General features: G+C 47.5%; 25 protein-coding genes. 17 read left to right on the top strand and 8 right to left on the bottom strand.

Translation table 11 applies throughout. The features are described from left to right. The first annotated feature begins 155 nt into the window (after positions 1–155). From IQE94_RS05575 to IQE94_RS05500, 16 genes are all read left to right on the top strand, one after another. A complete protein-coding gene (locus IQE94_RS05575) occupies positions 156–1154 on the top strand; it encodes a discoidin domain-containing protein (RefSeq protein ID WP_223342878.1) in 999 nt (332 codons plus the stop codon). Then, positions 1151–2041, top strand: a complete 891-nt coding sequence (locus IQE94_RS05570; protein WP_223342877.1) for a hypothetical protein — start codon at positions 1151–1153, stop codon at positions 2039–2041. Before IQE94_RS05575 ends, IQE94_RS05570 begins: the two co-directional genes overlap by 4 nt. A 57-nt stretch (positions 2042–2098) precedes the next feature. Continuing rightward, positions 2099–2491, top strand: coding sequence for a hypothetical protein (locus IQE94_RS05565; protein ID WP_223342876.1), 393 nt, complete (start codon positions 2099–2101; stop codon positions 2489–2491). A gap of 65 nt (positions 2492–2556) precedes the next feature. Further along, positions 2557–4431: a hypothetical protein gene (locus tag IQE94_RS05560; RefSeq protein ID WP_223342875.1), complete on the top strand. Its 1875-nt coding sequence runs from the start codon at positions 2557–2559 to the stop codon at positions 4429–4431. Continuing rightward, positions 4409–4678, top strand: a complete 270-nt coding sequence (locus tag IQE94_RS05555) for a hypothetical protein (protein WP_223342874.1) — start codon at positions 4409–4411, stop codon at positions 4676–4678. Before IQE94_RS05560 ends, IQE94_RS05555 begins: the two co-directional genes overlap by 23 nt. 93 nt (positions 4679–4771) lie before the next feature. Continuing rightward, on the top strand, positions 4772–5554 hold the full coding sequence (locus IQE94_RS05550; protein ID WP_223342873.1) for a hypothetical protein: 783 nt from the start codon (positions 4772–4774) through the stop codon (positions 5552–5554). A gap of 50 nt (positions 5555–5604) precedes the next feature. Then, positions 5605–6366, top strand: a complete 762-nt coding sequence (locus tag IQE94_RS05545) for a hypothetical protein (protein ID WP_223342872.1) — start codon at positions 5605–5607, stop codon at positions 6364–6366. Continuing rightward, entirely contained in the window at positions 6366–6770 is a 405-nt protein-coding gene (locus tag IQE94_RS05540; protein ID WP_223342871.1) for a hypothetical protein, read from the top strand. The genes IQE94_RS05545 and IQE94_RS05540 overlap by 1 nt, the downstream gene beginning before the upstream one ends. Continuing rightward, positions 6767–7171, top strand: a complete 405-nt coding sequence (locus IQE94_RS05535) for a hypothetical protein (protein ID WP_038529978.1) — start codon at positions 6767–6769, stop codon at positions 7169–7171. The genes IQE94_RS05540 and IQE94_RS05535 overlap by 4 nt, the downstream gene beginning before the upstream one ends. Beyond that, the gene (locus IQE94_RS05530) at positions 7168–7347 is read left to right on the top strand and encodes a hypothetical protein (protein ID WP_223342870.1); all 180 of its coding nucleotides are present in this window, start codon (positions 7168–7170) and stop codon (positions 7345–7347) included. Before IQE94_RS05535 ends, IQE94_RS05530 begins: the two co-directional genes overlap by 4 nt. After that, positions 7347–7907, top strand: coding sequence for a hypothetical protein (locus IQE94_RS05525; protein ID WP_223342869.1), 561 nt, complete (start codon positions 7347–7349; stop codon positions 7905–7907). Before IQE94_RS05530 ends, IQE94_RS05525 begins: the two co-directional genes overlap by 1 nt. A gap of 2 nt (positions 7908–7909) precedes the next feature. Beyond that, entirely contained in the window at positions 7910–8071 is a 162-nt protein-coding gene (locus IQE94_RS05520) for a hypothetical protein (protein ID WP_223342868.1), read from the top strand. Next, complete coding sequence (locus tag IQE94_RS05515) at positions 8071–8529, top strand: hypothetical protein (RefSeq protein ID WP_223342867.1); 459 nt, start codon at positions 8071–8073, stop codon at positions 8527–8529. Before IQE94_RS05520 ends, IQE94_RS05515 begins: the two co-directional genes overlap by 1 nt. Before the next feature lie 26 nt (positions 8530–8555). Further along, a complete protein-coding gene (locus tag IQE94_RS05510; protein ID WP_223342866.1) occupies positions 8556–8816 on the top strand; it encodes a hypothetical protein in 261 nt (86 codons plus the stop codon). Then, positions 8809–9156: a hypothetical protein gene (locus IQE94_RS05505; protein ID WP_223342865.1), complete on the top strand. Its 348-nt coding sequence runs from the start codon at positions 8809–8811 to the stop codon at positions 9154–9156. The genes IQE94_RS05510 and IQE94_RS05505 overlap by 8 nt, the downstream gene beginning before the upstream one ends. A gap of 1 nt (position 9157) precedes the next feature. Then, positions 9158–9865 (top strand): peptidoglycan-binding protein, encoded by a 708-nt coding sequence (locus IQE94_RS05500; protein WP_223342864.1) that lies wholly within the window; start codon positions 9158–9160, stop codon positions 9863–9865. Here the strand turns inward: IQE94_RS05500 and IQE94_RS05495 are convergent. The 8 genes from IQE94_RS05495 to IQE94_RS05460 form a co-directional block, all read right to left on the bottom strand. Continuing rightward, positions 9858–10103 (bottom strand): hypothetical protein, encoded by a 246-nt coding sequence (locus tag IQE94_RS05495; protein WP_223342863.1) that lies wholly within the window; start codon positions 10101–10103, stop codon positions 9858–9860. The genes IQE94_RS05500 and IQE94_RS05495 overlap by 8 nt on opposite strands. Continuing rightward, entirely contained in the window at positions 10100–10441 is a 342-nt protein-coding gene (locus tag IQE94_RS05490; RefSeq protein WP_223342862.1) for a hypothetical protein, read from the bottom strand. The genes IQE94_RS05495 and IQE94_RS05490 overlap by 4 nt, the downstream gene beginning before the upstream one ends. A 17-nt stretch (positions 10442–10458) precedes the next feature. Then, a complete protein-coding gene (locus tag IQE94_RS05485) occupies positions 10459–10830 on the bottom strand; it encodes a hypothetical protein (protein ID WP_223342861.1) in 372 nt (123 codons plus the stop codon). A 45-nt stretch (positions 10831–10875) separates the two neighbouring features. Further along, positions 10876–11220 carry a hypothetical protein gene (locus tag IQE94_RS05480; RefSeq protein ID WP_223342860.1) on the bottom strand — a complete coding sequence of 115 codons (345 nt, stop codon included), beginning with the start codon at positions 11218–11220 and terminating at the stop codon, positions 10876–10878. Positions 11221–11581: 361 nt separating this feature from the next. After that, positions 11582–11836, bottom strand: coding sequence for a hypothetical protein (locus tag IQE94_RS05475; RefSeq protein ID WP_212722276.1), 255 nt, complete (start codon positions 11834–11836; stop codon positions 11582–11584). A 190-nt stretch (positions 11837–12026) separates the two neighbouring features. Next, positions 12027–13037: a CHAD domain-containing protein gene (locus IQE94_RS05470; RefSeq protein ID WP_212716710.1), complete on the bottom strand. Its 1011-nt coding sequence runs from the start codon at positions 13035–13037 to the stop codon at positions 12027–12029. A gap of 146 nt (positions 13038–13183) precedes the next feature. After that, positions 13184–14977, bottom strand: a complete 1794-nt coding sequence (locus tag IQE94_RS05465; protein WP_212716708.1) for a protein kinase family protein — start codon at positions 14975–14977, stop codon at positions 13184–13186. Positions 14978–15021: 44 nt separating this feature from the next. Beyond that, positions 15022–15915: a Na+-translocating NADH-quinone reductase subunit B gene (locus IQE94_RS05460; protein ID WP_255611369.1), complete on the bottom strand. Its 894-nt coding sequence runs from the start codon at positions 15913–15915 to the stop codon at positions 15022–15024. Between the two features lie 157 nt (positions 15916–16072). Between IQE94_RS05460 and IQE94_RS05455 the strand changes: the two genes are divergently transcribed. After that, positions 16073–18607 carry a glycogen/starch/alpha-glucan phosphorylase gene (locus tag IQE94_RS05455; RefSeq protein ID WP_212716706.1) on the top strand — a complete coding sequence of 845 codons (2535 nt, stop codon included), beginning with the start codon at positions 16073–16075 and terminating at the stop codon, positions 18605–18607. Positions 18608–18612 lie beyond the last annotated feature (5 nt).

Below are 18612 nucleotides of genomic sequence, written 5' to 3'. Positions count from 1 at the left end.
CACCAATGAAGCGGCCCAAAAATTGGATCGCCATCCTAGTTGGTTTCGGGCCAGGATCAAATCCGGTACATTTAGGGTAGGTATCCACTACCGAAACACTAGCGATGGTGTTCGCCCCACTTATGAGTTCTGCTTAGATGAGATAGACAAGCTGTATGAGTAGATTTGCAGACCAGTTGCCCATAGTAACGGAGCCGACCCCAGGGAATTATCTGCTGGGGACGGACGAAAATGACCCCAAGGCATTGGTAAGGATTCCGGCTGAGGGGCTTGGGAATGGCGGCGGATCTACTGAATACACAATTTTTGATGAAACAGCCCTAGATGTTGATAGCAATGTTGCTCTATCAGCGGGATTATATTTGTATGCTGGGAATAGTCATGCAAATTTTGATTTATCGGGATTGAATGACGGAGATAGAATAGAAATTATTAATGCTACAAATTATAAGGTTTTCCTTTTTGGATTTAATAGCTGGATAAGACAAGGGACAAATATTTTGCCTATCAATCATGGGCTAATTCTGCAAAACGTGGGGATAATAGGGGTAAAATATGGTGAAAATTTGATTTTATTAAATGCTCTGCCTTCTAGTTTGGAGAGTGATTGGCGAATAGGGTTTATTCCCCCGCAAATTGAAAGAACTTATGTTAGCCCTGGGGATACAAATGGAATTATTTATTGGCTAGGGGCAACAAAATACAATGCGAGTTTTGTTTCTCCCCATATTAGGGGGGATATAACCGCCACTGCAAGTTCAATTCAGGACGGGGGACGTACCCCAGATAAAGCATTCACTAGGGGGAACAATGGGGGTAACGGTTGCTGGCATGGACAGGCAACTAATACTGGTTGGTTAAGAATCCAATTTAATAATAACAAAAAGGCAAGGGTAAATTCCTTTGAATTGTGGTCATCTGACTCCCATGCTCTGTCAAGTTTTATGGGAGCAAATTGTCTTTTTCAAGCATCAAATAATGGAACGGATTGGCAGACACTACTAACTTTTTTTCCCAATGTTGGGGCAGGGGCTAGGTATTTTAGTGGTGTTTTTGCTAACGATAATGTCTATAGTTATTATAGGTTTTATTCGCCTATCAATAACTATCATGTTATTGGAGACGTTGAACTTTATGGGGGCATGGAAATATGACTTGTTGTATAGGCAAGGCAAGAATCTATTATCAATCCCCCATTGGGTTTCAATTGAATTACAAATTGCCTGACGGAGACTGGGAAACTGTTACGGCTCAAGAACCCCTTGATTCAATTTGCGTACAAGAATTAGGACAACGCCCCGTTTTATATGATGTGACTTATCGGTCGCAAAATTCCATTGATTACAATGGAACCATTTTATATGGGGAAATAAACATAAGCACTTTTAGATCCTTGGGGCCAATTGGGACAATTCGGTATAGCGGCCCCAATAACTATACGGCAAACGGAGTTTCTGCATCTTGTTCTACTGGGGAAGGGGATCGCACCCTTGATATTTATAATGGGTCTTATCCTGGCAAGCTTGACACTGAGTTTATTAGCATAATCCCTGTTCTCCCAGATATTGTGGAGCCATATAAATTTATTGTTTATGGCTTGACCACACAAACCACATTTGTAAATATTGGAGGATTAGAAAAATGCCCTCAAGTTGAAAATTTGGGCTGTGTGATGGGGGAGGAAAATTATTATGACACCTTGCTCCCTAATCAAACTCCTGGTGGGCCAATTGAAAACTCTTGTTTTAAGAAAGTCCCCGCAGAAAATAATTGTTTTCATGTGGTATTAGAAACAAAATACAAACCTGACGCATTTTCGGATATTCCCCACGAAAAGCTACGGCCGCCAAAGATTGAAACTAGAAGCCAACTATATCTTTGTGGGTTGCCAGGTTGCCCCGCAGAATATCGAATTGTTTGCTGTCCCGAGGGAGAGTGTGAGCCGGAAAGATGCCCTCCAGATACGGATTGCTCCCTCGATTGTGGCGATTTTGTATGCTGTTACAAGAATGGCAAAGTAATAAAAACGGTTAGAAAATAATGGCTAAATGTCCTCCCCAAGGGCCACCCGGCCCCCGCGGCCCCGCTGGGCCAAAAGGTGAAAAAGGTGATCGCGGTTTGCCGGGAAAAGATGGTGGACTGGGAAACAAGGGAGATCGCGGGCCAAAAGGTGATCGTGGGGAGAAAGGGGACAAAGGCGATAAGGGAGAACGCGGCGAAAAAGGTGAGCGTGGCTCAGAAGGTAAGCAAGGGCCAAAAGGTGAGCGGGGGGAGAAAGGAGATAAAGGCGATCAAGGTCAACGGGGCCCGGAAGGGAAACAGGGGATACAAGGGCCACGGGGTTGGATGGGGAGAACAGGCCCCAAGGGAGACAAGGGCGATCGGGGTCTTAGGGGGTTGCCGGGAGCTAGAGGGCCAGCGGGGAAAGATGGCAAGCCAGGCCCAAAAGGCGATCAGGGGAAACCTGGGAAAGATGGCGGTGGGGGACTAACTATTCCCATCATCATTACCAAGATTGTCCCCACCCTGAAGGTTGAGTTAAAGCCCCAGATTGCTTTGGAAGTGGCCCTTCAGGTGAAGGCATATTTTGAGGCGAATCTAAATGTGATCGCCAATTTCATCTATGCCAAGCTGGAGGCTAATTTATTTGTCAGACTCCAAGCCAGTATTGAGGTTTGGTTACAGAACAATATCAATCTGTTTGTGGCGTTGATTTACGCCAAGCTGGAAGCCAATCTATATCTCAAGCTTGAGCCAAACATTAAGATTTACATTGACAATAATCCCCGCTTTCGTGGCCCCACTGGCTCTAGGGGTGAAAAGGGTGAGAAAGGGGACAAAGGAGACCGTGGAGAGCGGGGATTACCCGGACTGAAGGGAGATAAAGGTGAGAAGGGGGACAAGGGCGATCGGGGATTACCCGGACTGAAGGGAGATAAAGGTGAGAAGGGGGACAAGGGCGATCGCGGGGAACGCGGCTTGCCGGGGAAAGATGGTGAGAAAGGGGACAAAGGAGACCGTGGAGAGCGGGGATTACCCGGACTGAAGGGAGATAAAGGTGAGAAGGGGGACAAGGGCGATCGGGGATTACCCGGACTGAAGGGAGATAAAGGTGAGAAGGGGGACAAGGGCGATCGCGGGGAACGCGGCTTGCCGGGGAAAGATGGTGTGAAAGGGGACAAGGGCGATCGCGGGGAACGCGGTTTACCTGGCAAGGATGGTGTGAAAGGCGACCGTGGCGATCGGGGTGAGCGTGGTTTGCCTGGTCAAGATGGCACCAAAGGTGAGAAGGGGGACAAAGGCGATCGCGGTTTGCAGGGCTTACCGGGCAAAGATGGGCTAACAGACTTGACATTTACCCCCCGGTTATTCTGGAACCCAAATAACAATAGGTTAGAGCTAAGGCTCACCATCAATGGCACTACAAAAACCACTACCGTAACCATCCCCATGGAATGCGATTTTTCAGAATTAATCGAATATTTGGAAGATATTCAAGACAAAGTGACCATTACTCCAGACATTCAGACTGGGGAATGTAGGGATCCTTCTGAACCGGGGGACTGGTATCAATATCTTCCTGGCCCGGCGGCAACGGCGGGGGGATTAGAGGAAGCTTTTATCCTCCTATCGAATCAAATTAAGGAATTACACGAAACTGCTTGCCAGGGAGTACAACCCAAAGTCCCTGTCAAAGATTTGCCCCAGATTATCGAGTGTGTAACCAATGAAGAAACCGGGGATGTTCAAGTTCAAACCATGAGCCTGGGCGATATGGAATTAAGCCGGGGATTTGTCCCCCCTTGGGCTTGGGGAGTTGCCCGCGACGTTGTGGCCCCATGGGCGATCGACCAAGCTTTAAATTGGCTGGGGAACTGGTTAACTGAGCAGACCAAGATTAATCAAGAAATAATTTGCAAGCTTGAGGCTGGGGGAGACTGTAGCGTTCTACTCCCCGATCCGTCGGCGGTTTGGAACACCAAGGGCAGTTATCTTCTGTTTTTCTGGTATTTGGAAGGTCAGCCCAATTGGAAACACACCACACAACTAGCAGAACCCATAGAAGCCATTGCCAATCCCGGCGATCCTGCCTCCGTTTGGGCTACCTATTTTGCAGGGCTGGAAATCAAACTAGGCAATCAATGGGCACAAATTTATACAGCCGACAAACGACGGCGATCGCCCTTGTACAGGGGATGGTTTTGGGATAAGCAGGAAGCGGAAGATAAACTTTATCAAATTGCCGCCCTATCTAAAATTCCCATCAGGGAAATTAATAACCCTGTTTTTACTGATGTCAAAAATCATACGGTTCATTTGTCCAACCAAGGGCAAACCATGAAGCTACGCAAGGTTTGCATCGCTGTTAAAGCGGAAGATTCAGACCAAATAACCATTGTGAGGGGATATGAGCGCCCACAAGAGAACTAATGGGCAATGGGGAACTGCCCAACGTCATAGCGTTTTTGCCCTTTACCCCAGGGAATTTACTCCCAATCTTCCCCACTACGAAAAAATTCGCTTGCCTGAATACTGTCGGCTGAAAAATATCAGTCGAGACCAAGCGAAAACTTTAATTAACAAAAAATGGCTGGCTGTAACAAAGGTTCACGGTCGCCTATGGGTACATGAAGTCTGCCCCCAAGAAATAAGCCAATTCTTCGGGATTGTCCCGTAGACTCTTAAGACTCTAACTTTGGTTTTTCCTTGTTAGCCCTTGGAACGGTTGCCATGATTGAGCTAAATAAATCAACTCAATCGGAGAATTTTAATGGCTTTTCAGATTTTCCCTGTTGCAGGGGGTACAGCCGATTTTGACGGGCTTTTTATCCCTGTAGGTGATTTGTTAAATGGTGGTATTGAAGGGGCCAGCGAATTTGCTGATGCGGAACCGGCGGCCCTTAAACGCGATAAGGGGCTATTTGCCGTTTGTGAATTGATAACAGCGTATGTAGCAGGATTAGCCCCTGGAGTGGCATTAGGCATTTCCGCTAGCCGTCCCAATACTTCAACAGTTAACTATCAATACGGTTTGACCGTACAGCTATACGAAGTTTTAGGGGAAGGCTCCCCCTTAGCTCCCCTGCCTGTTCCCAGTGCCGGGGAAAATGCGGGCATTGGCGATTTTTCCATCGAAGACATTTTTCCCAATGCGGTTAAAGTGGCCGCTGCCGCTGATCCTGGTGGCTCTGGGATTTTGATTGAGTCTGCCAGCGTTGCAAATTTTGGCGGGGCTTCCCATGCCGCCCTTGATTTAACGGCTGACTCTCGGATGTATTTTGGGGCTTTGTTCCGATATATGGCCGCCAGTGCCGATCTGCCTTTGCGTACTGCCAGCATTCCCAGTGCCGTAACTGCAAAATCCGCCGCCGCCCCGGTGACTTTCTTCCCCACTGCGGCGATGACTGCGGCTACCAATCCCACCACGGACATTGCCGCCGCAGATTTACCCCGCACTGTCTTTGTCCAACAGTCGGGAAGTGTGACCTTTAACCTGATTGCGTCTCCCCCTGATCCAGTGATGGATCTCGAATTGAATAGCGTCACCATTTAGTCCTACTGGGTTGATGCTCCGCTTGTTTAACTTTATGCAGGGTTCAAAATATGTCTCGTTATGATCGCTCGCACATGATGGCCACCTATATCGATGATTTAGGTATTGAGCATAAAAATCAGGCCTTCAAAATTCAGGGGAACGCCCCTTTGCTATCCTCCTTGTACCAGCCCCGGACAGTAACCGTTTGCTCTAGCTCCCGACTGTTTAAATTTCGTCATTTGTTGGCCACTTTTGAAGATGGGCGGCAATTACAATACCCCGTCCCTGACCCTGGAATCGCCCTTTCAATGGCTCAGCAAATAGCTGGGGAAGGAGCAGCCTGTATTGACCTTGTAGGGGAAGAATGGGGGTTTATTCCGAAGCAAATTATTCCTGGGGACTATCGCAGTACTCCCTATTCTGGGTTGCCTCCCCGCAAAACTTACAAGTCCATCACTTTTGATTACACCCCCGCCGTGGTGGGGATTGAAGGACTCCGTTTGTCTACTCGAATACCCACTGACAATGGAGAATTAGAAGCTTGTCAGCGGCTCGGGTTAGATGGAGTGGAAGAAGGGGGTGGTATTTGTAATGCCGCTGGTTTGATTGAACCACGTCATTTGATCATCCAAGCCCGTGCGGTGGATGCCTTCAACGCGGCCGAATTTAGGGAAGGCAAGGTCATTCGTAAAGTGATTGTTTCTAGTCCTTTGGCAGTTGTGGCCACAGGCAACGCGGCCGCTGATTGCGCCGAATGTTTTGGCTACAAAGGCGAATCAATTCCCAATATCCAGTTGGTAGCTGGAACTGGTGGGGGTGGTGGAGAATAATGGCCCGCTACGTCGGTGACTATGAATCCGACAGTAGCAAACGGTTTCCCCGCGTTGCTTTATCTGTTGGATTTGTAGAAGTAACCAGGGGGGAGATCCAAGGCCCGTTTGAGGTTAGCTCTGAAGCCGACGATCGCCGTTATCTTCCTGGACTTTGGTTCAGTAACACCGAGAAAGCAAACCCAAGGCTAGGGACTTGCCGACTGCCCCATACTCCCCGGTATGCCTTGCTTTGGGTAACTAATACACTCTATTTACGGGTTCCAGTCTTTTGGCGGCCAGGGACGACACTGTATAACCAGTTTTTTATCGCCCTGGCGTTTGATTTTGAGAACAGTTTGGTTTCTTTGGGGCAACGGGGAGAGGTTGTTTCTAGTAATTGGCTAAGGGTTTACACAAAATGAGTGCAATTGAGCCAGCAAAAACCACTCGCACTTGGGAAAATCGGATCATGGTCTATGACCGCGATTTGTTGGGGCAAACAGTTAACGTCCGTGTGCGTTTTCTGGTAGGGAAAGAACCCCAAACGCCCCGCCCATCAGCATTAGAGGCACGATTATCTAATGAGGCAGGATGGAAAGCCCCCAGCCGGAATGGTTGGGAGCCACGGCAATTGTCGGCCTGCTTTGCCTTACCAGATAACCCCAATCAAGAAACTAATCGCACCGTGTATAACCCCTATCGCCCCGGTGATAGCGGGCACAATGCCTTAATTCGTCAAACCTTTGCCTGGCCAGGGGTCTTATCCCTGACCTACACCGGGGAAACCCTTAACAAGAAATATGAGGCTTTTGTATCACCATGATTACGGAATTAGTCATTAAACTGCGCCTGGAATCCCTACGTCCGCTGAATTCCAAAGTAGCTGAAGAATACATTTCTGACTTGCTCTTGGGAGAAGATGACAATTTTTTCGGTGGGGAAACCGGGCTTTACGCGATCGCCCTCCCTGATATTGATATTTCCTTGGAGGAAGTCTAGTGGAACTATCCGTTATCTATGACGGCGTTCTAGACCCTTCAGCCTTTAACCTGTCGGAAATGTTCAGAAATGCCCAATTTTTGTATTTTTCCGCCGGAAATAACTTTAACTATGAGTTAGAAATTGGGGTCAGTTTGGTTGTGTTTGCTCCCACCATTGGGGGCGGGGAACAGGCTAAATTAGCCGCTGACCTGGGGGTACTGAATTCCAACCAAATTATCCCTTTGACCAGAGAAGTAAGCGAGTCTGGCTTAGATTACCAGTTAGCTTTTGGGGTTGACACCTCCGTTCCCGGTTTCCGCGCCTACGTCTGGACTTCTGAAGTTACCCAGGAAGGATTAGCCGAGGCGATCGCCCAACTGCAAGAGAACGCCCTAGATATTCTGGAAAACCAAGCCACCCAATTGGCCACCCAATTGGCCATTGGAGCCAACCAAATAGCCCAAAACCAAGCCCTGGCTCTGATTGGTACTGGATTAATCCCCCTCACCGCCGGGGTAACTGCCCCTGTCCCCTTGATTTTGGAAGGCTCAAGCCTTCTGTTATTGCCAGGAATTTAACCATGAATCTAAACGTTTTTACCGTCCTAGAAACCGACCGGGCCGCCAGGGAATTAGGGCTGGATCTCTCCTATGCCGTTTGCATTGACATCGCAGAAGAAATTGTGCGTTCTCGCTTTCCTATCTGCGTCCGAGAACATTTGCAAAATTGGGAGCAACAATAATGCCTCAAGCTTATGAGCAAACTTCTTATCTAGCGGCCCCCTATAGCTTTGAAGCTGTTAAAAATTCCACAACGGAACAGCTTAGACCCTTGAGTGGGGTACAAAGTTTTTATCAGTTCACTGGTGCAGTAATGGATGCCAATGAAACGCTAGCTTGGACAATGCCCGCCGCTGTTTTGATTGAAAGTTTTTGGGTAGCTTACCCCGGTAGCCCTGGAGGGACAGTAACCGTTACTTTGTTCGATCCCTTGAATGTCCAAAACCAAACCTTGATCATCAACACCAACAATAACGGGGAAAAGTTTGATAACGCCTGGGCTTACAGTTTCTCCGCACCCTTTGCTATCCCCCAAGGTTGGTCGGTTCGGTTTAAACCTTCAGTGGACATTTCCTCTGTCATTGCTCTAGGGGAGCCTTGTTTATTTTTTGATAACCAGTTTGGTGTGAGGGTGACTTGATGACTATTAACGGAGATTACGGGTTTTTGTCCTCCTTTTTTGAAGGCGATCGCCCTTTGACCCTGGGGATTCTTCTCTATGTAGTTTGGCTTCTCCACAAGAGTGATCAGAGACAAACCAAAGCAATCAATTGGCTCAGAAAAACCCTAATTGGCTTACAAGTCCGAGTTAACAATTTAGAGAAGTTTAATGAACGATTACACCCCAATGAATGGAGGCATCCCCCTAATATTCCAGAAGTTCCCATTGATGATAATTTTAATTTTCTAGATGACAACGATGATTAAATTACTAGGCAATCACCAAATTTTAACCAGTAACAAGCAGGGCAAAGTCAGGCTTAACTTTCTGCCATTACTAGACTCCTTTTATACAAAACATGGGGAAAATGTTACCCATTTTTTATTCGCCCATTGGAACAAAATCTTAGAATTACCTGCTTACTATGACCCCATCACAGAAAGATATTTTGCGGCCCCGGAAAGTCAAATTCAGATTGTGGCAACGGATCACTTTTGGGAAGGGGTACAGCGGGTTGATGGCTCCCCCCTGCCCTCCAGTTGCTTGGTCTATCCCAATGCCACAGCGGAATGGATAGACAAAACCTTAGTAATTGATAGGGCTTGATATGGCTACCCTCAACACAATCCTAAGCATTGCCGCCGCTGAAATTGGGGTCACAGAATCCCCCAGAAATAGCAATCGTACCAAATATGGGGCTTGGTATGGCATGAATGGTCAGCCGTGGTGTGCCATGTTTGTTAGTTGGGTATTTGACCGGGCCGGCTCTCCCCTGCCTGTCATGCAACAGGGAGCGCCCAGCGGAGCCGCTTATTGTCCTTTTATTGAGCATTACGCTAAACGCCAGGGACGATGGTACAGCAAACCCCAACCTGGGGACTTGGCTCTGTTTCACTTTGGCAAGCGAGAAGCCATTCACATTGGCATTGTGGAAACAGTCATGATTGCCGGTCAATTTAACAGCATCGAGGGCAATACCAGTGCAACTAGCAATGACAACGGCGGGGCCGTCATGCGGCGATCGCGCAATGTGAGCCAATGCCGGGGATTTTACCGGCCGGTATTGACCCTGCCCAAAAAGGGGGTTGATGCCTATTACCGTCTAATCCGGTTGACTTCCCCCTATATGCGGGGGCATGACATTGCAGAATGGCAAAAACAGATTAATTGGTTTAAGTATGGGCTAGACGTTGACGGAGAATATGGCCCAAGATCCATGGGAGCCTGCAAAGCCTTTCAGCGTACTAGAGGCTTAGCAATTGACGGTGTTGTGGGGCCAATAACCTGGGCAGAAACCTTTAAAAAGCTTAATTAATATCTTCTATATTCAAGTTGATTTCTGGAGCTTCGGTAATAATTTGCAATTTGTAATCAGCGTAGTCATATAGTTGTCCATCAAACCGATAGATTAAACCAGATTCAGCAAAGCCCCCTGCCACGGAACCCAGCCCCGCCGTTGAAACCTTATCTAGCAGGGATTCCAAAAGGGCTAAGGGGGTTGTGCCCTCTAGCTCCAACTCAATTTGGGTGGGGGTGATGGTTAGCCAATTCACTTAAAAATACGCCCTTTATTTATATTAATTCTAACTAAATCAATTAACGCATTAAAAATATTTGAATTATTCTTAATTTCTTTCTTTAGCCAAGGGTTTACTGTCCCTATTTTGGCAAAATCAATATTGTCTACAAAAAACAATTTTCCATCCCCGAAACCTTCCACATAAAAATCCACGTGATAAACATTAGATTGGTCAGGGAACAATGCTTTAGCAATTTTCTTTGTAGTCTTGTTTGACCAAGTAAAGCCATATACAAAAGCTGAAACCTGTATTTCTCCTATGCCTTCAACAAATTTAGACAGCACTATTGGGGAAACGTTTTTCTTTGTCATGATTGAAGCAACTCACATTACAAAAGATTTGTTTCTGATACTTCATAAAAAGTTAATAACCACTTCCAATACAAAACGGATTCATCGCTAGACAATGCCTTTCTAACAAACCAGAAAGAAAAATTATCGTCTGAGCGGGGATTATAAAAAGCCAACGGGGAGCCATCAGAATCCCATAATTGCTCCCCGTCAGAGTCAAGTAAAGAGCCTTTAAACCATTGCTCAATCACCAAAAAAACAGCCGCTAAATTTGCCGCTGGGTCATTGTTTCCTGGGTCTAATCCCACCGCTGTTAGATTGGGCCTGGGGATGATTAACTTGCCATTAACAACGGTGGAACCTTCCCCAAATAGATCGCTAATTTCCATGGGCAAGATAGACCATGACAAAGGCTAAAAAGAGATAAGCACAAAACAGAAAGTAAGGATCAGCCACTACACCACCAAATCAGGGTCAAGATCGGCGGAAGTATCGGGAATATAGATCGCCACGTTGTAGTTAAAGCTGATCTGGTTTTCCCCGCCCCGTTGTTCAAACTGTTTAAAGGGGTCGCCCACAATCAAACCGTCTGTGGGGTCTGTGTTATCCGTTGATTGGTTTCCCCGCCAGTGGAGAAGAAGGGCGGCCGCTATCCTGTCGGCCCATTCATCAATATTTAAATCGGTGATCAATGCAGAGTCAGTAATCGTAGCTAGATCGTCAACATCAAAAGTTATGGTTTTGTCTGTTTCGTTAAACAGGGCTGACGTACCAAAGCGGTCGGTTAAAGTTTGGGCCATGGGAGAAAAAAAATCTTGGACTTTTCCAAGTAAATTTTAACCCCCTTGACAACGAATTTCCCCTATTTCTAGTCCGTATTTAGTCCATGAATTTTTAAGATAAGCTGGAATGCAGTCTGTATCTGGCTTTGAATTTTTAGCCCAGGGGACTCATAAGCCCAAGGTCGGCGGTTCAAATCCGCCCCGAGCCATTGTAAATTTAAGTACGTTTTTTCTACCTGATCGTTCTGGGATTGCGGAACTTTCGGGCTTTCTGAGTTGGCAAAGAATGGGGGAACAGAAGTGAAGCCTACTAATCCTTGATTTGGAAGGGAGTTTTTCCCATGGCAACTCCATGGAGTTCTAGTCCAACCCCACAACCCTAACGGTTGAGAACGGCGGGAATGATTATGGCTAGGGCTGAGGTAGCCAAAAGGCCAAAGGCAATATTGACAGTCTGCTGGGAAGCTTTCTGGTAAGTATCTAGTTTGCTGTCATAGATTTTAATTTCCGTCACTAGGTTAGTAAGAATCGTTTCAATTCGGTCTAAGCGTTGCCCCTGTTCATTCAAGCTATGTCTTTGAGCTTCAAGATCTTCGGAGATCTGCTCTAGGCGAATATTGTCGTTGTTAGTTATGGACTTTCCTTTGGCAGAGGGACTGGTACCCCTAGATTAATTGTAGTGGCAGCCCAGATTTCAGAAGAAGCTAAACCATACATGCTAAAGAGTGCCTTGAACATAACCGCGTCTTCAGACCATCACCCATTCCCTAACCTGAAGTGAAGATAATTGCTTTTTCCGTTGGAGAAACTATCAGGAATAAACTTTAAAAGTCACTAGAAGTTGACTGGTCACTTTTTACGAGAGGGTTTTGCACTAGTTGCCGGCATTGGTGACGGTACCCAGAATCAATAAACTGGCTCTGTATTGGTTGCCATTGGTCCCAATATCCCAGGCGATCGCCGTGGAAAATGGCATTCCATTGGGGACAGAGTTTTTTTAGATCCACATCAAGGTATTGCTCCACCATGGCCCTCAAGACGAAACTGTCCTGTAAGCTACCCAAAATTTCCTGGGTTATTTTCACCTTGGCTAACAATTCTTGATATTCCTGTCCGTAGTAGTCGCTGAATAACTCCATCTGGTAACGGATGCGTTTTGCTTGCTTGCGTAGATCGTGCAGAACTAGTTCTTCCCCATCCAATAGGATTTCAATGGCGGGCGGACTCAGGGAAATACAACGACGTTGTTGGGCCTGGGCCATGCCATCGGGATTGGGGACGATTTCCGTACCCACTAACCAACCGGGGTGAAGGAAAAATTCCGCCAGTTGAGGTAACAGTAAATCCGCTAAGACATCGGCGATCGCCAGGCTCCCTAGGACAGTAAGTTGGGGGCGGTCCAGCCAGTCTTGGCAGTGCTGTTTGAACCGGGCAAATTTTTCGTGGGTTAATAGCTTATAGGTTGCTTTGAAAGCGTGTTTCCGTTCCTTTTGTAGATATTTGAGAACTTTATTTAAATAACCCTGCTCGTTTTTGGGGAGATGGGGCAAATATTTACTAAGCAAAATTTCCTGCAAAACGTCATTGTCCCGCTGTACCCCCAGGCGTTTACCTATTTTCCCTACCCTTCCTTCTGTGAGCCCCTTGGGTAATTGCACTGCGGCCTCAAAACCGACGATCGCCGTCCGCAGTCGCCGCACCCCCACCCGTAATTGATGTAGATCCTCGGGGTCTTGATCCTTTAAAACCCTGGGGGCATATTTGAAAATTTTTTCAGTGTGTTTACCAAAAGCGAAAATTGCCAGCTTACCAAAAGTGTGTGCCGCTGTTTCCATGTCAGTCAATCACCCAAAATTCTCCGTTATATCCATCCTAGGATAGGAATTTGAGGATCCGACAAGGTTAGGATTAGGTTAAGAAACCTGGTGAAATAAAGGTTTCAACTGAAAGAAATTCTCGAAATGCTTTATTGCGTTCAAAATTATAGGGGAGAAAAATTAGTCCGCATCACCCGCAACTCCAAATCAAAGTCGATCGCCTCCTTGGCTTCTGATGTAATCACCAATTCATAGTACCCAGTTTGAGCAGTGGGGCCAGACCAGCGGTGAATGGCGGAGTTTTGCAAAATTATCTCCGGCCCAGTGGGGGGATAAAAAGAAAGACGGGTACTGGGGGGAGCATTCAACTCCAGGCTGAATTGTTCTGTGGGGGGGATGGTGATGGCATAGGCATAGCCCTTGCCTGGTTCCAGGGTGCCCCTGAGATTGAGTTGATCGGTACCCCCAAAACTGAGTCTTTGGTAATGGCTTTCATCCTCTAGGCTAGTCAAACTACCAAAGGCTATGGCATTCCACACCTGGGCTAGGGGGCGCTGTTCAAATTCCGGTTCCTCCAACGAAGTAAGACTGACCATGGGCAAATGGTGACGGAAGCGGGCATTGACCAAATCGTAAAAACTACGGCTACTGAGGCGCAATTGGTTCACCTGGGGAATCCAGCGTCGACGATCGCCAGAATTATTTTGAGCAAAATCCCGAATCGCATCCCGGTCCAAGCCCTCCAGAGCATCCAACACCGCAATGGTCATGGCCATTCGTTCTTCTGGGGTGCCTAGGGTCGGAAGTCCATCATTATTGTTGCCGGTATTGTTGGTATTAGCAGTTATTTCCCCGGGGTCAATGTTCAACTGAAAAGCTAAACCATCATCCACTAGGGCTTGGAACCTTTGGGGAGAAATGCCCAAATTAAGCCGGCGGGCCCGGATCTCATTTTTGATCTCCAAGTCCGTTTTTTGCGGTGCATCATCCCCTGGTTCGTCTGATTCCAAACTCTGCAAAATGGCCCGTTGTTGATCCCGGAGCCATAACTGTCCAGCCCCCCAACCCATGACCATGGCGATCGCCATCAATCCCAGCAAGATGAGCGATTTTTTCACCAGCCCCTTGAACCCATCGACTCGGACCATGGTTTTTACTGTGGTAGAAAAATGAAAAGGCCAGGAAGTTTGATTAGCCAAGGGTAGAGAGGCTTCCTCCGCTTCTCCGCCCCCCTTGGTTAGCGGCAAATTGTTTAAATTGTCTGCCAAAGTAGACAAATCCACCAGGGGAGGCCAGGACGAGCATTGCAATAGTAGTTGGCGAAATTCTGGACTAAGGGCAACGGAGGATAAAACTTCTTCCCCAGGGGCATTAGGATTAACGACCCCCGTCAGCAAGGCGATCGCCCCCAAGGCCAAGTTGTGCAAATCCCTCCGATCTTCCCCTGGGGCACCGCAATAATACTGACTATGGCTAAAATTCACCAACACCGGCAGGGCATCCACTCCCCGCCGCACCACATGTTCTAGGTTAATCTGACCATGGCAAATTTTTTGGCTATGGAGATAGCGCAACACCGGCAACAATTGACGGCACCATTGACGTACTTCCGATTCGGTAAAGGCCTTACCCTGACTGCGGCAGCCCTTGAGCAAATCCCAGTAGGATTGCCCTTCGATAAAATCTTGGACTAGGTAAAGCTCTGTCCCCAGGACAAAAAATTCTCGAAAATTAGCAATTTGGAGATGGTCGAGGGCGTAGAGTATTTCCGCCTGTTGCTTAAATAAATTGCCGGTTTTGTCCCCAGGGAAGGAGGTCACAACTGTAATGGTGCAAGGCTCATCGAAGCGATGGGTGTCGTGGGCGAGGTATTGTTGACCAGGGAAACTGGCACCTAAGTGGAGTTGGATCAGGTAACGGTCATCGAGGCGTTGGCCCAGGGACAGGGATAGGGTCATTGGGGGAAGGGGAAAAAGTTATCCGGCCAATGGCACATCCTAGCTTAATTTGATGGTACAGGTTTGGCTTTTTGCCACCATTGAAAACGAGGGGCAGGAAACTGACGGTCTAGCAATACGGTGAGGGGGGAAAGTAGAAATAGGGCCCAAAATAGGGCAGTGGGAAGGTAAAAGTAATATTGCAAAATTAAACTGACCATGGCGATCGCCGTGGACCAGATTAAACGAGCAGGGCGGCCATTGGGAATGGAGCGGGGATCGGTGAGCATGAACAGGGCAAATACCAATAGACTGCCATTTTCCAGGTGATGGAGACTAACTTCCGGAGGCCACCCCAACCAAGCGTTACGCAGTAAATCCAGCCCGGCATAGACCGCTAAAAACATTACCGATGTGTCCCACCGTCCCACTCTGCCCAACACCAACCCCCCAGCGGCCAAGAACATGGCCCCCAGCCAGAGAGTAGTACCCCATTGTCCCGGGGAAACCCAGGCATCCCCCGTCAGGGTCAAAGCGGCAATGATGCCAAAGTTGGCGGGATTAAACCAATGTTTGCCCCAGGCTTGCAACAGGAACTTACTGGCGATCGCCAAACTACTAGCCAGTATCAAAGTGGATAAATGGTTAGCCCGCAACAGCAAACAAAGGCCCAAACCCGTGATCAGAGCACTTTTCCAACCCTGATGTCCCAAAAAACTTTGCCATGTATGCAAGGAAAACCAACGGCCAAAATTACCCTGTTGATTGATGGTAAATAGGCATTGCACCACCAATGTTGTGGTCAAAATAATGGCGATCGCCAAAGGGGTCAAACTCCAGTCCCGTGCCAATATTCCCAAACTCAAAAAGCTACAGAGAAAAATAATCTGGTAATCCCGGGCATCACGGTGGGCAATGGTCATGGGGCACTCCTCGCAACGGCGACAAATTACGACCATTCTAGGCACAGAAGGCAAGGGCCATCGGGATTTGTAACGGTTTGTTATGATTCGCCGATTTTGTTAAGAAGTCCAACAAATGTCCCCATTCCTAACCAAACTTTAATGGCAGTTGCACACTATAGGAAAAGGCACACCATTAACGGAGCACCTCCCCATGGCTTTTAACACCACCAATCCTCTCATTCAGGTGGAAGACGACCGCACTGGTCTGAGCGTGGAAACCCTGAAGCGGGCCTTGGCCGATAACCTGTTTTATCTCCAGGGAAAATTTCCTGGCATTGCCACTAAGCATGATTGTTATATGGCCCTGGCCTACACCATCCGCGATCGCCTATTGCAAAGGTGGTTAAATACGGTGCAAACCTATCTCAACTGCGACAATCGGGTGGTGGCTTACCTGTCGGCGGAGTATCTTTTGGGGCCCCATCTAGGCAATAACCTAATCAATCTGGGACTGTGGGAGCCGGTTAAGCAGGCAGTGGAGGAGTCGGGGTTAAACCTAGAGGAGTTGATTGATATAGAAGAAGAGCCAGGTTTGGGTAACGGTGGTTTGGGTCGTTTGGCGGCCTGCTTTATGGATTCCCTCGCCACCCTGGAAATTCCGGCGATCGGCTACGGCATCCGCTACGAATTCGGCATTTTTGACCAGGAAATTGAAGACGGTTGGCAGGTGGAAATCACAGATAAATGGTTACAGTTGGGTAATCCCTGGGAAATTGCCCGCCCAGAGGCGGCTGTGTTGGTGAAACTAGGGGGTCACACAGAACCCTACACCGACCATCAAAGCAATTATCGAGTGCGGTGGGTTCCCAACAACTTAGTCAAAGGTATTCCCTACGACACCCCCATTTTGGGTTACCGAGTTAGTACCGCCAACAATTTGCGGCTCTGGAAGTCGGAAGCGGCGGAATCCTTCGATTTTCAGCGGTTCAACATGGGGGACTACTATGGCGCTGTGCAGGATAAAGTTACTTCCGAAAATCTCACCAAGGTGCTCTATCCCAACGATGAACAAATCCAGGGCAAAGAGTTGCGCCTGGCACAACAATACTTTTTTGTTTCCTGTTCCCTCCAGGATATGATCCGCATCCATCTATCAGACAATCCCACTCTGAAGAATTTTCACGAACATTTTGCGGTGCAAATGAATGACACTCACCCCTCCATTGCAGTGGCGGAATTGATGCGTCTTTTAGTAGATGAACACCACTATGAATGGCAACAGGCCTGGGGCATTACGGAGGCTACTTTGGGGTTTACCAACCACACTCTACTACCGGAGGCCCTGGAAAAATGGTCTTTGCCCCTATTTGGCCAAATGTTGCCTAGGCATTTAGAAATTATTTACGAAATTAATCAACGTTTCCTTGATCAAGTGCGGATTAAATATCCCAACGACGGCGATCGCCTGGCTCGATTGTCCATCATTGACGAAGCCGGGGAAAAGTCGGTGCGTATGGCCTATCTAGCCACAGTGGGTTCCCATGCCATTAATGGAGTGGCAGCGTTACATAGTGAACTGGTGAAAGAGACCATTTTGAAGGATTTTTATGAACTCTGGCCAGGAAAATTTAGCAACAAAACCAACGGAGTTACCCCCCGTCGTTGGATGGTGCTCAGTAATCCCCGCCTGAGTAATCTAATTTCTTCCCGCATTGGTGAGGGCTGGATCAAAAACCTGGATGAGTTGAAGCAACTAGAACCCTTCGCTGACCTAGCTGGATTCCGCCAAGATTGGCGACAGGTGAAACGGGAAGTTAAACAGGATTTAGCGCACTATATCAAGGCCCAGAGCGATTTAGTCGTCAATCCCGATTCCCTATTTGATGTGCAGGTAAAACGCATCCATGAATATAAACGGCAACATTTGAATATTCTCCATGTCGTCCATCTCTATTTGCAGATTAAAAATAATCCCGATCTCGATATCACTCCCCGCACCTTTATCTATGGTGGTAAGGCGGCCCCCAGTTATTTCACTGCCAAATTAATTATCAAGTTGATCAACTCCGTGGCCGATGTGGTGAACAATGACCCCACCATTGGCGATCGCCTGAAAGTTATCTTTTTGCCGGACTATAACGTTAAATTTGGTCAAAGGGTCTATCCCGCCGCCGATCTGTCGGAACAAATTTCCACCGCGGGGAAAGAAGCTTCCGGTACGGGGAATATGAAATTTTCCATGAATGGCGCTTTAACCATTGGCACTTTGGACGGAGCAAACATCGAAATTCGAGAAGAGGTGGGGGCAGAAAACTTTTTCCTCTTTGGCCTGACCACTCCAGAGGTGGAAAAAGCCCTGGTCGAAGGCTATCAACCCTGGCAGTATTACAATAACAACCCCAACCTTAAAGCCGTGGTGGATCTGATTAACAGTGGCTTTTTTTCCCACGGTGATACGGGACTATTTCGTCCTTTAATGGATTCCCTGTTGGGCAATGATCCTTATCTGGTTTTTGCCGATTTCCAGGCCTATGTGGACTGTCAAAACAAGGTGGGAGAAGCTTACAAAGATCAAGAAAACTGGGCTCGCATGGCAATTTTAAATGTAGCTCGCATGGGTAAATTTTCTTCGGATCGTACTATTCGGGAATATGCCGAAGACATCTGGGCTATCAAACCGGTGGTAATTGAATTGGAAGACCTCTGTCCCGATGGTCAATGTTTGTTAATTTCTTCTAATAAATAATTACC

The organism is Synechocystis sp. PCC 7339, from assembly GCF_019924095.1.
Classification (GTDB): domain Bacteria; phylum Cyanobacteriota; class Cyanobacteriia; order Cyanobacteriales; family Microcystaceae; genus Synechocystis.
This window is presented reverse-complemented; position numbering and strand designations above follow the sequence as displayed.

What these genes read in the sequence shown, in the direction of transcription:
- IQE94_RS05555 (WP_223342874.1), top strand. Translation starts at nt 4,409, where the DNA reads ATGAGCGCCCACAAGAGAACTAATGGGCAATGGGGAACTGCCCAACGT.
- IQE94_RS05480 (WP_223342860.1), bottom strand. Translation starts at nt 11,220, where the DNA reads ATGGCCCAAACTTTAACCGACCGCTTTGGTACGTCAGCCCTGTTTAAC.
- IQE94_RS05570 (WP_223342877.1), top strand. Translation starts at nt 1,151, where the DNA reads ATGACTTGTTGTATAGGCAAGGCAAGAATCTATTATCAATCCCCCATT.
- IQE94_RS05460 (WP_255611369.1), bottom strand. Translation starts at nt 15,915, where the DNA reads ATGGTCGTAATTTGTCGCCGTTGCGAGGAGTGCCCCATGACCATTGCC.
- IQE94_RS05540 (WP_223342871.1), top strand. Translation starts at nt 6,366, where the DNA reads ATGGCCCGCTACGTCGGTGACTATGAATCCGACAGTAGCAAACGGTTT.
- IQE94_RS05490 (WP_223342862.1), bottom strand. Translation starts at nt 10,441, where the DNA reads ATGACAAAGAAAAACGTTTCCCCAATAGTGCTGTCTAAATTTGTTGAA.
- IQE94_RS05515 (WP_223342867.1), top strand. Translation starts at nt 8,071, where the DNA reads ATGCCTCAAGCTTATGAGCAAACTTCTTATCTAGCGGCCCCCTATAGC.
- IQE94_RS05530 (WP_223342870.1), top strand. Translation starts at nt 7,168, where the DNA reads ATGATTACGGAATTAGTCATTAAACTGCGCCTGGAATCCCTACGTCCG.
- IQE94_RS05455 (WP_212716706.1), top strand. Translation starts at nt 16,073, where the DNA reads ATGGCTTTTAACACCACCAATCCTCTCATTCAGGTGGAAGACGACCGC.
- IQE94_RS05545 (WP_223342872.1), top strand. Translation starts at nt 5,605, where the DNA reads ATGTCTCGTTATGATCGCTCGCACATGATGGCCACCTATATCGATGAT.
- IQE94_RS05505 (WP_223342865.1), top strand. Translation starts at nt 8,809, where the DNA reads ATGATTAAATTACTAGGCAATCACCAAATTTTAACCAGTAACAAGCAG.
- IQE94_RS05470 (WP_212716710.1), bottom strand. Translation starts at nt 13,037, where the DNA reads ATGGAAACAGCGGCACACACTTTTGGTAAGCTGGCAATTTTCGCTTTT.
- IQE94_RS05465 (WP_212716708.1), bottom strand. Translation starts at nt 14,977, where the DNA reads ATGACCCTATCCCTGTCCCTGGGCCAACGCCTCGATGACCGTTACCTG.
- IQE94_RS05575 (WP_223342878.1), top strand. Translation starts at nt 156, where the DNA reads ATGAGTAGATTTGCAGACCAGTTGCCCATAGTAACGGAGCCGACCCCA.
- IQE94_RS05520 (WP_223342868.1), top strand. Translation starts at nt 7,910, where the DNA reads ATGAATCTAAACGTTTTTACCGTCCTAGAAACCGACCGGGCCGCCAGG.
- IQE94_RS05535 (WP_038529978.1), top strand. Translation starts at nt 6,767, where the DNA reads ATGAGTGCAATTGAGCCAGCAAAAACCACTCGCACTTGGGAAAATCGG.
- IQE94_RS05550 (WP_223342873.1), top strand. Translation starts at nt 4,772, where the DNA reads ATGGCTTTTCAGATTTTCCCTGTTGCAGGGGGTACAGCCGATTTTGAC.
- IQE94_RS05500 (WP_223342864.1), top strand. Translation starts at nt 9,158, where the DNA reads ATGGCTACCCTCAACACAATCCTAAGCATTGCCGCCGCTGAAATTGGG.